Below are 14100 nucleotides of genomic sequence, written 5' to 3' on the forward strand. Positions count from 1 at the left end.
CAGGATAATAAGCGGATTAAACGTTTGGATGAGCTTGCAAATATATTAAAAGTTTTTCGAGAAAATACGTGTTGTGAGTGAGTTGGTTACTTAAGTGTGAGAAGTTTCTTAAACCTGCGCAGGCTCAATCAAGTTGTGTCGGCGTGGGGCTTCCCCTGATGCAAGGGGGCCCCAAACTGCATGAGGTTACTTGTCGGCTGTTTCAAGGCTATTGAGATAGGCGGATATGACTTCCATTCCTCGCGTCAGGTGATTGCGCAGGGTGAGGATGCTCTCATCGGTCTTCTTCTGTGCCACCAGGCTCAGCAGTGTGCGGTGATCTTCCTGGGACGTCTCGCCAAGCCCCATCGCTTCCAGGTTGAAGCGCAGGAAGCGCTCTTCTTCATTCAGGCCATGTTCGACCAGATTGAGCAGCCGCTGATTGGGCGCCTTGCCATACAGTGCCATGTGGAACAGGCGGTTCAGGCGTCCGATCTCGGTATAGTCTTTTTCCCGCTCTAGGGCATTGATCAATGTCTCGGCCTCGGCGATGTCGGCCTCGGTGAGCAAAGGGATCGACAGACGCAGGGCTTCGGACTCAAGCAATATGCGCAAGGCGTAGGTTTCAGCCGAGTTGTCTTCGATCAGGGGAGCCACCACGGCGCCCTTGTGCGTCACCACATGCAGCAATGACTGCGCTTCCAGCTGGCGCAAGGCCTCACGCACCGGCATCCGGCTGACGCCGAACAGGCTGGCCAGTTCCTGCTGGCGCATGGCGGTGCCGCAGGGCAATCGGCCATCGAGAATGGCGTTGCGCAAGGTTTCTTCAATTACGGAACGAGCAAGATGAGCGGGGATAGGTCCGCTGATCTTAATGCTGTTCAACAGGTTCGACTTCTGCGTCACGGCTACGCTCTCCTCCCTTTTTAAAATAAGTATGGCTAATTGGATCCAAAGCACACTAGAGACAGCTCAAAAGCTTGTCAAACGACCAAGGTTTTCGGCTTGTAAGTGCTTAAACACGGGGCTCTCGAGGCCCACACCATGGTTTTGCGACGTCTTACACGCCAGCAACAACTGAATGATTCGCCACCTTTCCTTACTCCCTCAGCGTAGCCGGCCCAGCCTCTTGATGAACACATTAACGTCTATAGTTATTCACTAATGGTATTTAAACTGACCTTCTTATGTCTATAAAGTCACTCTCCTGTCCGACCGGGAGTCACTTCATGTCCGCCGCCTCTACTGTTCCAACAGCGAACCATACCCCCCAATCGTTCGAGATTAGTCCACTGTCCGGCAGCGTCGGTGCCGAGGTCATTGGCCTGGACTTGTCCCGCCCGGTCAGCGACGAAGAGTTTGCGCGCATTCACCGCGCGCACCTGGACCATCACGTCGTGGTATTCCGCGACCAGCGCATCACCCCCGCACAGCAGATCGCCTTCAGCCGCCGTTTCGGCGTGTTGCAGATTCACGTGCTCAAACAGTTTCTGCTAGCCAATCACCCGGAAATCCTGATCGTCTCCAACATCCTGGAAAACGGCCAATCCATCGGCCTGGGAGATGCGGGTAAATTCTGGCACTCGGACCTCTCCTACAAGGAGCTGCCGAGCCTGGGTTCGATGCTGCACGCCCAGGAGCTGCCCTCCGAAGGCGGCGACACCCTGTTTGCCGACATGCACAAAGCCTGGGACCAGTTGCCCGAGCACCTGCGCAACGCCGTGCAAGGCCGCAGCGCTGCGCACTCCTATACGGCGCGCTACAGCGAAACCAAATTCGAAGGTAACTGGCGCCCAACGCTCACCCCGGAGCAGTTGGCCCAAGTGGCGGAAGTGGTGCACCCCATCGTGCGCACCCACCCGGAAAACGGCCGCAAGGCGCTGTTCGTCAGTGAAGGGTTCACCACCCGCATCGTCGGCCTGCCCGATGACGAAAGCCGCGACCTGCTGGCCCAGCTCTACGCCCACAGTGTGCTGCCGGAAAACATCTACCGCCACCAATGGCAACCCCACGACATGGTGTTCTGGGACAACCGCTCGCTGATTCACCTCGCCGCCGGTTGCCCCAGCCATCTGCGGCGCAAATTGTTCCGCACCACCATCCAGGGCGATGCGCCTTTCTGAACCCTATCGCACGAGAGTTGAAATGAACGCGCCTTTGCCAGGCCACGCGGCCAGCAACCTGAGCACCGCCCAACCGTTGCTGGCGGTGGACAACGTCAGTCTCGAATACCGCACCCCCGAGCGGGTAGTGCGCGCCACGCACCAGGTCAGTTTCGAGATCGACCCGGCTGACCGCTACGTGTTGCTCGGCCCGTCGGGCTGCGGCAAATCCACATTGCTCAAGTCCATCGCCGGGTTTATCAAGCCCAGTGAAGGCGAGATTCGCCTGCTGGGGCAAAAGGTCGAACAACCCGGACCGGATCGCATCGTGGTGTTCCAGGAGTTCGACCAGTTGCCGCCCTGGAAAACCGTCAAGCAGAACGTCATGTTCCCGCTGCTGGCGTCCAAAACCCTCAAGCGCCGCGAAGCCGAAGAACGCGCGCTGCACTACCTCGACAAAGTCGGCCTCAGTGCCTTTGCCGATGCCTACCCGCACACCTTGTCCGGCGGCATGAAAGCTCGCGTGGCCATTGCCCGCGCCCTGGCCATGCAGCCCAAAATTCTGCTGATGGACGAACCCTTCGCCGCCCTGGACGCACTCACCCGCCGCAAGATGCAGGAAGAACTGCTGCTGCTCTGGGCAGAAGTGCGCTTCACCCTGCTGTTCGTCACCCATTCCATCGAAGAGGCGCTGGTGGTCGGCAACCGCATCCTCCTGTTGTCGCCCCACCCGGGGCGCGTGCGCGCAGAAATCCACAGCCACCAATACGACCTGCACAGCCTCGGCAGTGTGGACTTCCAGGCCTCGGCGCGGCGCATTCATCGCCTGCTGTTCGATGAAGCCCCCGAGGCCGAACGTGAGTTGGGATTCGCCGATATCCGCATCGCTTATTAAAGGGTCGCCCCATGCGCCAAGAATACGAAATAACCCTCGAACCGCTGCTCAGCGTGCCGGTGGAACGCGAACTGCCGCTGCGTCAGCGCCTGTGGCAACAAGGTTGGCTGCGCAAGGGCCTGATCCTGATCGTGCTCGCAGTCATTTGGGAGTCGGTGGCGCGCTATCAGAACAACGACCTGCTGCTGCCGAGCTTTTTGCAGACCTTCCACGCGCTCTACGACGGCCTGCTCAGCGGCGAACTGCTGAGCAAGGTCAGCATCTCCCTGGCAGTGCTGATCAAGGGCTACCTGATCGGCATCGTGCTGGCCTTTGCCCTGACCACGCTTGCCGTCTCGACCCAACTGGGCCGCGACTTGTTGAGCACGCTGACCTCGATGTTCAACCCGCTGCCGGCGATTGCGTTGCTGCCGCTGGCGCTGTTGTGGTTCGGTCTGGGCCAGAACAGCCTGATCTTTGTGCTAGTGCATTCGGTGCTGTGGGCGCTGGCGCTCAATACCTATTCGGGGTTCCTTGGCGTGTCCGAAACCCTGCGCATGGCCGGTCGCAACTATGGCCTCAAGGGCATGCGCTTCGTGCTGTTCATTCTGATCCCGGCTGCGCTGCCGTCGATTCTCGCCGGCCTCAAAATCGGCTGGGCCTTTGCCTGGCGCACCTTGATCGCCGCCGAGCTGGTCTTTGGCGCCACCAGCGGCAAGGGCGGGCTGGGTTGGTACATCTTCCAGAATCGCAACGAGCTGTACACCGACAAGGTATTCGCCGGCCTGGCCGTGGTGATTCTGATTGGCCTGCTGGTGGAAAACCTGGTGTTCGACACCTTCGAGCGGCTCACGGTGAAACGCTGGGGCATGCAGCGCTAGGCCGGCCATCCCTGTTAGGATTGCGGCCAATTCACGCTTTTACGACCGCGAGTGCCTGGCATGCAATTACCGGACATGAACCTGCTGGTCGCCCTCGACGCCTTGCTCGATGAAGGCAGCGTGGTCGGCGCCGCACGGCGGATGAACCTCAGCCCGGCGGCCATGAGCCGCACCCTCACGCGTATCCGCGAGGCGGTGGGCGACCCGATTCTGGTGCGCGCCGGACGCGGCCTGGTGCCCACGCCCAAGGCGCTGCAACTGCAAGGCCAGGTGCGTAATGTCGTGGAGCAGGCCGCGCTGCTGTTTCGCTCGGCCGACCAGGTGGACTTGAGCACCTTGCGGCGCCGCTTCAGCGTGCGCGCCAACGACTTCTTCATCGGCGTGTATGGCGGCAGGCTGTTTGACACCATGGAGCGCATGGCGCCACTGTGCGAACTGTACTTCGTGCCCGAAGGCGACACCGACGATGAAGCCCTGCGCGAAGGGCGCCTGGACCTGAGGGTGAGCAACACGCTGCCCGTCACCCCTGAGGTGAAGGTGCAGAACCTGTTCTCCACCACCTTTGTCGGGCTGGCGCGCGAAGGCCACCCGTTGTTCGACGGGGAAATCACCGCTGAACGGTTCGCCGGTTATTCCCATATCAGCATCTCGCGCCGTGGCATCGCGCGCGGGCCCATCGACACCGCTTTGAACGCCCAGGGCCTGGAGCGCCGCGTGGCGATGATCGCCCCGGGGTTTCACGGCGCGATGTTCATGCTGCCCGACTCCGACCTGCTGTTACCGGTACCCAAGGAAGCCCTCCTGAGTGTCAAGCGCCTGAAACTGCCGCTGCGCGCCTTCGCCCTGCCGATCTCGCTGCCGACCCTGATGCTGACCCAATCCTGGCACCCGCGTTTCGACAAGGACCCGGCGCACAAATGGCTGCGCGAAACCTTTCGCGAAAGCTGCCAGGCCACCTGGCTCGAAGCTCAGCCCACCTGACCATTTCAAAGCCGAACACAATCAACTGTGGGAGGGAGCAAGCCCCCTCCCACAGTTGATTGTGTTGCGTGCACTTATACCCTGCCAATAAGTAACTTTTTGTCATGTGTATAGCTGCTTAAACTGCTCGGGTATCTATCATTCCGAGTTACCCGTACATGACCTCCCTCGCTGCTCCCGCCCTGCAGGCCGCAGCCAGACCTGTCGCGCTCAATCCGCCGGTGTTCGGCCTGCGCATCATCATCGGCCTGGTCGGTGTGCTGCTGGCGGTGCTGGTGTCCGGCCTTAACGACATGGTCACCAAGATCGCCCTCGCCGATATCCGCGGCGCGCTGTTCATCGGCTATGACGAAGGCACCTGGCTGGTCGCGGCCTACACCGCCACCTCCGTGGCGGCCATGGCCTTCGCGCCCTGGTGTGCGGTGACTTTCTCCCTGCGCCGTTTCACCCTGTGCGCCATCGGCCTGTTCACCCTGCTGGGCATCCTCTGCCCGTTTGCGCCCAATTATCAAAGCCTGCTGCTGCTGCGAACCGCGCAAGGCCTGGCCGGCGGCGCATTGCCGCCGATGCTGATGTCGGTGGCGCTGCGCTTTCTGCCGGCCAACATCAAGCTGTATGGCCTGGCCGGCTACGCGCTCACCGCCACCTTCGGCCCGAGCCTCGGTACGCCGCTGGCGGCGCTGTGGACCGAGTATGTGGGCTGGCAGTGGGCGTTCTGGCAGATCGTCGCGCCGTGCCTGCTGGCGATGGCGGCGGTGGCCTACGGTTTGCCGCAGGACCCGCTGCGCCTGGAGCGCTTCAGGCAGTTCAACTGGCGCGGCCTGCTGCTGGGCTTTCCGGCGATCTGCATGCTGGTGATCGGCCTGCTGCAAGGCAACCGCCTGGACTGGTTCGAGTCCGGCCTCATCACTTTCCTGCTCAGCGGCGGCACCCTGTTGCTGGTGCTGTTCCTGCTCAATGAGTGGTCGCAGCCGCTGCCGTTTTTCAATGTGCAGATGCTCGGCCTGCGCAACCTGGCGTTTGCCCTGATCGTACTGGCCGGCGTGCTGATGGTGCTGACCTCGGTGATCATCATCCCGTCGAGCTTCCTCGCCCAGGTGCAGGGCTACAGGCCGCTGCAGACCGCGCCGGTGATGTTGCTGATGGCCCTGCCGCAATTGATCGCGCTGCCGCTGGTGGCGGCGCTGTGCAACCTGCGTCGGGTCGATTGCCGTTGGGTGCTGGGGCTCGGCTTGAGCCTGCTGGTGCTCAGTTGCCTGGGCAGTTCGCAGCTGACCTCGGCGTGGATTCGCGACGATTTCTATGGCTGGTACCTGCTGCAAATCATCGGGCAACCGATGGCGGTTCTGCCATTGCTGATGCTGTCCACCGGCAGCATCCAGCCCGTTGACGGGCCGTTCGCTTCGGCCTGGTTCAACACCGTCAAAGGCCTGTCTGCGGTGATCGCCGCCGCAGTGCTCGAAACCCTGACCACCCGCCGCGAACACTTCCACTCCACCACGCTGGTGGATCGCCTGGGCAACTCGCCCCTGGCCGACGGCGATGCGCCGGGCCTGGCTCACCGCCTGCACGAACAGGCCGTGGTGCTCACCTCTTCGGATCTGTATGTCGTCATGGCCGGTGTCGCGGTGGCGTTGATCCTGCTGATTTTCTGGATGCCCACGCGGATCTATCCGCCTCGCGCACCGACATAGCCTCAAGGACTCCCCATGAAACGCAAAGACAAAATTGCCGTCTCCGTTATCGCTGTATTTGCCGTCGGCGTGCTGGTGTATCTGCTCACGCCGGGCCTGTTGGGCAACGCGCGTCAGACCACCAACGATGCCTTCGTCGCCGCCGACTTCACCCTGATCGCCCCACGTGTGGCCGGCTTTATCAAAGAGGTGCTGGTGGAAGACAACCAGCAGGTCAAGGCCGGCCAACTGCTGGCGCTGATCGACGACCGCGATTTTCGCGCCGCCGCCCAGGCCGCCGATGCCGATGCACTGGTTGCCCAAGCCCAGCTTAAAAACGCCGGCGCCACCCTGGAGCGCCAAAGCTCGGTGATCGCCCAGGCCCAGGCCACCGTGGCGGCAGACCGCGCCGAAGTAGCGTTCGCCGAGCACGAGCTGAACCGCTACAACCACCTCGCCGGCGTGGGCGCGGGCACCGTGCAGAACGCCCAGCAAGCCAAAACCCGCATCGACCAGGCCACCGCGCGCCTGGCCAAATCCACCGCGGTGCTGGCGGCCGAACGCAAGCAGGTGGAAATCCTCAGTGCCCAGCGCGATGCGGCGGAAGGCGGGCTCAAGCGCGCCCAGGCAGCGTTGGAAATGGCCAGCTATCAGTTGTCCTACACGCGCATCGTCGCGCCGGTGGACGGCATGGTCGGTGAGCGCGCGGTGCGGGTCGGCGCCTACGTGACGCCGGGCAGCAAGCTGCTCGCCGTGGTGCCGCTGAGCGAGGCCTATGTGGTGGCCAATTTCCAGGAAACCCAGCTGTCGCACATGCACGCCGGCCAACCGGTGCAGGTGCGCGTCGACAGCCTCGACGGCGAGTTGCTCAACGGTCATCTGGAGAGCCTGGCGCCGGCCACCGGTGTGACGTTCGCCTCGATCAAGCCAGACAACGCCACCGGCAACTTCACCAAGGTGGTGCAGCGCATCCCGGTGAAGATCATCCTCGAACCCGGCCAGCCCCTCACCGAGCGTCTGCGGGTGGGCATGTCGGTGGAGGCCAGCGTCGACACCCAACCCGTCGCGCAGCCGCGTCAGGTGGCCCAGCAATGACACGTTTTGCCTGGCTCGCCTTGAGCGTCATCAGCCTGAGTGCCTGCACCGTCGGCCCGGACTTTCACACGCCCCAGGGGCCGCACGTCGAGCGTTGGCGCGAACCTCAGGGCCGTCAGGCCGACAGCCGCGCCGTGGCCGATCCGCTGCAGGAGCGCTGGTGGGACGTGTTCCATGACGCGCAACTGTCTGCCCTCACACGCCGCGCCCTCACCGACAACCTCGACCTGAAACTGGCCGGCAGCCGCTTGCAGCAAAGCCGCGCCGTGCGCCAGGTGACCACGGCCGGGCGTTACCCCAACCTCGCGGCAGGCGGTGGCTACCAGCGCAAGCGCAACAGTGGTGAAGGCTTGAACGACCCTTCCGGAGAAAACGGCCGCTCGGCGTTCAACCAATGGGACACGGGCGTCTCCGCCGCCTGGGAGCTGGACTTCTGGGGCCGCGTCAAGCGCGAGACCGAGGCCGCCGACGCCACCCTGCAAGTCGCCGAAGACGACCGCCGCGCCGTGCTGCTGTCGGTGCTGGCCGAGACCGCCCAGGACTACATCCAACTGCGCGGCGTGCAGAACACCCGTGCCGTCACCGAGCAGAACCTCGACGTCGCCCGGCACAGCTTGAAGCTCTCGCAACTGCGCCTGGCCGATGGCGTCGCCACCGACCTGGACGTGGCCGAAGCCGCCGCCCAGGTCGCCACCATCGAAGCGCGCCTGCCGGAGCTGCAACAACGCCAGGATCAGTTGATTAACGCCCTCAGCCTGATCATGGGCGAGCCGCCCCAGGCCCTGCACGCTCAACTGTCCAAAGATGCCGCCGTGCCGCAAACCCCGCGTCAGGTCGCCATAGGCCTGCCGTCACAGTTGGCCGAACGCCGCCCGGATATCCGCCAGGCCGAGGCGCGCCTGCATGCGGCCACCGCCAACATCGGTGTGGCCAAGGGTGATTTCTACCCGCGTATCACCCTGTCCGGCAGCCTCGGCTCCCAGGCCCTGCAACTGGCGGATTTCGGCTCCTGGGGCTCGCGCGCATTTGCCTTCGGCCCGCAGTTCAGCCTGCCGCTGTTCAACGGCGGACGCCTGCAAGGCATGTTGACGCTGCGCGAAGCCCAGCAGCAGGAGGCAGCGCTGGCCTATCAGCACACCGTGCTGCGTGCCTGGCACGAGATCGACGACCAGTTGACCCGCTACAACGCCAGCCAGCTGCGCCGCGACAGCCTCGCCGAAGCCGTGCGCCAGAACCAGATCGCCCTGAGCACCGCGCAACACCAGTACGTCGAAGGCGTGGCGGATTTCGTCAACGTCCTCACCGTGCAGAGCGCGTTGCTGGCGACCCAGGAGCAATGGGTGCAAAGCTCCACTGACGTGTCGCTGGCCATGGTCGGTTTGTACAAGGCGCTGGGCGGCGGGTGGGAGTCGGTGTATCCGGTGCAAACAGCCGAGCGCTGAGCCTTGGCGCGCTTTGTGACTATTGCGGTGAGCAGGCTTTTTTGTGGTGATCAGACTTGTTGTGGTCACCAGGCTTTCTGTGGTCACCAGGCTTGTTGTGGCGAGCGGGCTTGCCCCGCGTTGGGGTGCGAAGCGCCCCCAAAACCAGGCTCCGCGCTGGTTCAGGTATACCGTGTTTTGCTGGATTGGGGGCGCTTCGCACCCCAACGCGGGGCAAGCCCGCTCGCCACAATAAGCCCGCTCGCCACAACACACTCGCTTGCCACAGGAATGGGGTTGCCTGAAATAGCCCATTTGCTGGGCTAAGGATTGCGCAAAAACACCACATACCCGCCAAACCACTCGCTCTCGCGCAAGTACGCCGGCGCCTGCCACTCGCCACCCTGAATCAAGCCTACCTTGAACGGTACCCCCATCCGACTCAACCTCGGCAGATACGCCGCGTAATCCGGGATGCTGTGCCGTCCCTGGTACGTCTGCACCACCACTTCATCCACCACGCCTTTGAGCTGGGCGATGGCAGCGGGATCGGCGTTGCTGCCCCAGTCCAGCAGGCCGGTGATGCTCAACCGCAGGTCGGCCGGCAGGCGCTGGCGCAGGTCGCGCAGAAACTCCGCGTATTCGTGCAGGTATTGGGTGCGAGCGTCGAAGTCGATCTGTATGCCGACCACCGGATTGCCCGCGTCGCGCCAGCGTTTCACCTGGCCGAGCAATTGGGCGTAGACCCGCTCCGGCCAGTGCAGGGTGTGGGCGCGGTAGACGATCCAGACCTCGCCTTGGGTGATACGCGGCACGCTCATGCCCTGGGCGATCAAACGCACGGCAGGCGTGCGGCGGGTGGAGTTGATCTGGCCCTGAAGGATGTACAGCGTCTTCGCCTGTTTGAGCACCGGCTGCGGCGTGACGCCGCTCCACAGCCAGAAGGCGTCATAGTCGCGGGCGTCGACGGCGCCGAAGGCCGTGCTTGCCAGCAACAGCAGGCCCAGCCACAGGTGTTTCACCAGTAGTACTGCAAGGCGTTGCCCCACTGGGTGTCGCCGAAGCCTGTCTTGAGCTGGCGGAACCAGGCCTTGCGCACGGCCGGCGCGACGTCTTCGCCGCCGCAGCTGTTGTAGCCGGCGGGCGCGTAGCAGTTGATGGCGCGAAACAGCGCGTAGGCCTTGTCGGTTTTCGGCGCCTTGGGGTTGGCGATCACCTGTTTGTAGCCGTCCAGGCGCGAGAAGGTTTCACCGCTGAAGTTCGACGCGCTGCTGCCCAGGCTGCCGGCGGCACGGGCTTGCTCGAGTGGCATGCCGTCCAGGCTGTTGCGCAGGATGAACTCACCGAAGCAATTGAGCGCCTGCGGGTTTTTCGCGTCGTTCTGCAAGGTCGCGGCGGTTTGCGCGATGCTCGGGCAGGTGTAGCCGGACTCGGCTTTGTCGCCGTTCCACTGGAACAGTTTCAAGGTTTGCCCGCCGCCATAGGTGTAGCCGAGGCTGGTGCCAAGTTTGTCTTCAGGCGGCGTGGCCGGTAGTTGCTTGAGGTCGTCGGCGAAGGTGGTGAACTGGCTGCGCAGCAGGTCCTTGTAGAGCAGCACGAATTGCGCGGTGTGGCGTTCCACCGGGTCGCTGGCCTTGGCGATCTGCTGGCGCAGCAGGTCGGGGCCGGCGACGCTGCGCAGCAGCAGGTAGCGCACGTTGTTGGCGCTGATCGGCGAGTCGGCCGCGAACACCTTGGCCAACTCGCCGCTGCGTTCGTAGTTCATCGCCAGGGCCAGCTCCAACTGGTCGCGTTGCAGGGGCTGTTTGGCCAGCGGCAATAGTTGCAGCCAGAGGGCTTGCGCCGCTTTCCAATTCTGCCCGGCTTCAAGGGCCAAGCCGCGCAGGGTCTGCTGGCTGAAGGCGAAGTAATCCAGGCTCGACGGCACATCCTTGGGCAGCAGTTTCAGGGCGGCCTCGGGCTGATGCTCGACGTACAATGCAAACGCCGCTTGCAGGTAGGCGTACAGCGCCGGCTCGTCGGCAAACGTGGCCTTCTGTTTGTCGAGGTCGGCGCGGGTCAGTTTGGGCGGCGTCTCGGCGCGCATCAGCATCAGGTCGTTGACCGCCTGCAGCATCGGGTTCTCAAGGCTGCCGTTGCTGTCGATCAACAGCTTGAGGTCGGCCTCTTGCACCAGTTCATCAAGGGACACATTGCGCTGCTCGGCGGTGGCTTCGGTCATTTGCCAGGCGAAGTCCTCGGCGAGCTTGCCATCGTCATTGGCCAGCCAATGCACACGGCGCAACAGGCCCCGAGCGGAAGTCGCGTACTGGCCCTGTGGATAAGTGTGCAGATAGCCGAGCAAGCCCTTTTCGGCATTGCCCAGCGCGGACTTATCCACATGCTCGCGCTGCGGCATGCCGTATTCGTCGAACGCTTCGGCCTGGGCCTGATTCAGCGCGGTGCGCGCAGTCATGTACAGCGCGGTTTCCTGCAGCCACGGCAGGGTTGAGCCGCTGGCGGCGGCAAAACCGCGTTCGGCCTCACTGAAGCGTCCGCTGTAGAAGTCGGCGGCGGCTTGCAGGTAGGTGCGCAGCAGGCGGCCGTTCGGGGACTCGATTTCGCCGGTGACCACCGCGCCATCCCAACTGCAGGCAGTGAGCAATTGCAGGCGCGCCCTGGCCAGCAGCACGCGTTCGGTATCCGGCATATCGGCCTTGATCACCTGGCTGACAAACGCCGTGGCGCTGTCATCGTCGTTGCTGCGGCAGCGGCTGCCTTCGCCGCTCAAAAACGCTTCGCCGGCGGTTTTGTAGTCCTCGCGCTTGATGCCCAGGGTCTTGAGCAGCGTGTCCAGTTCAGCGGTGCGCGAGTCGTCGGGCTTGTCGTCCGGTTCGTCGTCGCCGGCAGGCACAGGGCTCAGGCGATACACCGCAAACGGCACCTGGCCGAATCCCTCGGCCCGGTCGGTGTCGTCCAGGGCGTTGGGGGCCAGCGGGGCGACCTTTTTGTCGGACAGCAGCAGGCGCAGGTTGACCCGGCTGTCGTTGCCCGGGCTCAGGAAGGGCAGGTTGTTGCACGGGTCCAGGCTGTCACGCGACACCCGCCAGTCCGGGTAGCACGAGTCGTCCGAGCTGGCCAACGCCTGCTGGGAAATACCGGCGAGCAGTGCCAGTGCCAGGGGTGACAGAAAACCGATGCGCATGAGGTGTCCTTGAGCCTGAGTCCTTGGAGGAGGGCAATCATAGCGTGATCCGACCAGCGCTTCGGTGAAGTCCTGCGCAATTGGTCGATTTGTCCGATTGCACAAGCGAATCGGGGGCATTTGTCCTAAAGTGGCGTTGGTTTGCGTGTCGGCAATCAGAGCAGTGGCAGGGGAATCAAGGTGCGTCGGTCTGTGGTAGAGCAAAACGAAAAAATCGCGGCATTGCCCGCGCTCAACCGACTGGGCTTGGAACGTGCCGGCTGGATCAGCCAGCTTTGGTGGGTACCGCTCCTGGCGCTGGCGATGGCCCTGCGGTTCTACAACCTGACGGCGTCGGCCATCTGGGGCGATGAGGGCTCAAGCCTGTTGCTCAGCGAATACGCCGTGGACGACCTGTGGTTTCACGCGGCCCACGATGTACACCCGCCGCTGTACTTCTTCCTGCTGCGCGGCTGGATCGAACTGTTCGGCGACAGCATCGGCTCGATCAGGGCCATGAGCGCCCTCCCGGGCGCGCTCGCCGTGGGCCTGGGCATCTGGCTAACGCGGCAGTTGTCCACTCGGCGCGCGGCGGTACTGGCCGGCATACTGCTGGCGCTGCTGCCGACGGCGGTGCGGTACAGCCAGGAAGTGCGCATGTATTCGCTGTTGGGCGTCTGGCTGCTGGGCGCCACGCTGGCGCTGGTGTACTGGGTGCGCCAACCCGAACGCACGCGCTACCTGGTGGCCTATGGGCTGCTGATGACCGCAGGTTTCTACACCCATTACTTCACCGCACTGTGCGTGCTGGTGCATTGGGCGTATCTGGGGGTGCTGGGCACCTGCGGTCAGCGCCTGATCACGCGCCGGGCATGGTGGGCGACCAACGTCGCGATTGTGCTGGCGTACCTGCCCTGGTTGCCAGGCCTGTTGGACCTGGTGCAGCACGTCGACCAGCTCAAGGTGGGCGGTGACATTGGCTGGGAAGATCCGGTCAATGCGCTGTCTGTGCCATCGATGGTCTGGCAATTCATGTTGCAGGATGAAGGCCTGGCGCTATGGCGACCGCTGTTCTGGGGTTTCCCCCTGCTATTGATTGCGCTGATTGGCGTCAGCGTCTGGCGTGACCGCCAACCTTATCGACCTGCCAGCCTGCTGGCGCTGTTTTTCCTGCTGCCGCTGCTGCTGGTCTACGCCGTGTCGTTTATCTCGCCGGTATTCATTGAGCGCTATCTCACGGTGTATGCCCTGGGCTTGCCGATCCTGCTGGCGCTGCTCATCGACCGCGGGTCGTGGTGGGGCGCAGCGTTGTTCGTGTTGCTGGTGGGGGTGGAACTGGTTGGGCTGAAAAACAACTTCACGGTGGACGAGCAGGACCAGTTCAACGTGCCGGTGGAGTTCGTCAATCGCAACTACCAGGAAGACGATCGCATCGTGCTCAGCGACATGATGTGGTACCTCAGCTACGTCTATTACGACCAGACCGACGCCCAACTGCAGCTCTACACCCCGCCCAAACCCGACGGCACGCCAACGCGACCGAACGCCTACGGCTTCGGCACCCTTGTGGATCAAGACGGCGGGCGCATCTACCTCGACCACCTCTCGTCACTGCCTGCCGGCACCCGGCGAGTATGGCTGATCAGCAGCAACGAAGCGCCGGATGAATTCGCGCCGCTGCCCAAGGGCTGGCACGAACTCAGTCGCCAGGACGGCGGGGGCGCCAGGGCACGCTTGTTTGTGTTGTGCAATGTGCCGTCGATGTTGCCCGAGGGCTGTCCCTAGACTGGGCTTGGGCTTGGGCTTCGACGCGACAGCCCCGGAGCCAAGACTGATCCAAATGTGGGAGGGGCTTGCTCCCGATGGCAGTGTGTCAGTCAGCTCATCCAGCACTGACCCGCCACCATCGGGAGCAAGCCCCCTCCCACATT

At 63.4% G+C, this 14100-nt stretch carries 11 protein-coding genes; 8 read left to right on the forward strand and 3 right to left on the reverse strand.

The genetic code is table 11. The annotated features are described in order from the left end of the window. Nucleotides 1-186 precede the first annotated feature (186 nt). Nucleotides 187-885, reverse strand: a complete 699-nt coding sequence (locus VRB54_RS00640; RefSeq protein WP_338479131.1) for a GntR family transcriptional regulator — start codon at nt 883-885, stop codon at nt 187-189. Nucleotides 886-1208: 323 nt separating this feature from the next. Between VRB54_RS00640 and VRB54_RS00645 the strand changes: the two genes are divergently transcribed. The 7 genes from VRB54_RS00645 to VRB54_RS00675 all read left to right on the forward strand — a co-directional run bounded on the left by VRB54_RS00645 (nt 1209) and on the right by VRB54_RS00675 (nt 9027). Then, entirely contained in the window at nt 1209-2102 is an 894-nt protein-coding gene (locus VRB54_RS00645) for a TauD/TfdA family dioxygenase (RefSeq protein ID WP_338479132.1), read from the forward strand. A 22-nt stretch (nt 2103-2124) separates the two neighbouring features. After that, nucleotides 2125-2976, forward strand: coding sequence for an ABC transporter ATP-binding protein (locus VRB54_RS00650; RefSeq protein ID WP_338479134.1), 852 nt, complete (start codon nt 2125-2127; stop codon nt 2974-2976). An 11-nt stretch (nt 2977-2987) separates the two neighbouring features. After that, on the forward strand, nt 2988-3836 hold the full coding sequence (locus tag VRB54_RS00655) for an ABC transporter permease (RefSeq protein WP_231423642.1): 849 nt from the start codon (nt 2988-2990) through the stop codon (nt 3834-3836). A gap of 60 nt (nt 3837-3896) precedes the next feature. Beyond that, nucleotides 3897-4817: a LysR family transcriptional regulator gene (locus VRB54_RS00660; protein WP_057009934.1), complete on the forward strand. Its 921-nt coding sequence runs from the start codon at nt 3897-3899 to the stop codon at nt 4815-4817. A 158-nt stretch (nt 4818-4975) separates the two neighbouring features. Next, nucleotides 4976-6511: an MFS transporter gene (locus VRB54_RS00665; protein ID WP_338479136.1), complete on the forward strand. Its 1536-nt coding sequence runs from the start codon at nt 4976-4978 to the stop codon at nt 6509-6511. A gap of 15 nt (nt 6512-6526) precedes the next feature. Beyond that, nucleotides 6527-7585 (forward strand): HlyD family secretion protein, encoded by a 1059-nt coding sequence (locus tag VRB54_RS00670; RefSeq protein WP_338479137.1) that lies wholly within the window; start codon nt 6527-6529, stop codon nt 7583-7585. After that, entirely contained in the window at nt 7582-9027 is a 1446-nt protein-coding gene (locus VRB54_RS00675; RefSeq protein WP_338479139.1) for an efflux transporter outer membrane subunit, read from the forward strand. The genes VRB54_RS00670 and VRB54_RS00675 overlap by 4 nt, the downstream gene beginning before the upstream one ends. Before the next feature lie 302 nt (nt 9028-9329). Here VRB54_RS00675 and VRB54_RS00680 read toward each other — a convergent pair whose 3' ends face one another. Together VRB54_RS00680 and VRB54_RS00685 are read right to left on the reverse strand one after the other, a co-directional pair. Then, nucleotides 9330-10028, reverse strand: coding sequence for a DUF3142 domain-containing protein (locus VRB54_RS00680; RefSeq protein WP_338479140.1), 699 nt, complete (start codon nt 10026-10028; stop codon nt 9330-9332). After that, nucleotides 10025-12190, reverse strand: a complete 2166-nt coding sequence (locus tag VRB54_RS00685; protein WP_338479141.1) for an outer membrane assembly lipoprotein YfiO — start codon at nt 12188-12190, stop codon at nt 10025-10027. Before VRB54_RS00685 ends, VRB54_RS00680 begins: the two co-directional genes overlap by 4 nt. 180 nt (nt 12191-12370) lie before the next feature. Between VRB54_RS00685 and VRB54_RS00690 the strand changes: the two genes are divergently transcribed. Beyond that, nucleotides 12371-13954 (forward strand): glycosyltransferase family 39 protein, encoded by a 1584-nt coding sequence (locus VRB54_RS00690; RefSeq protein ID WP_338479143.1) that lies wholly within the window; start codon nt 12371-12373, stop codon nt 13952-13954. Nucleotides 13955-14100: the final 146 nt, after the last annotated feature.

Source organism: Pseudomonas trivialis, from assembly GCF_036864995.1.
Classification (GTDB): domain Bacteria; phylum Pseudomonadota; class Gammaproteobacteria; order Pseudomonadales; family Pseudomonadaceae; genus Aquipseudomonas; species Aquipseudomonas trivialis.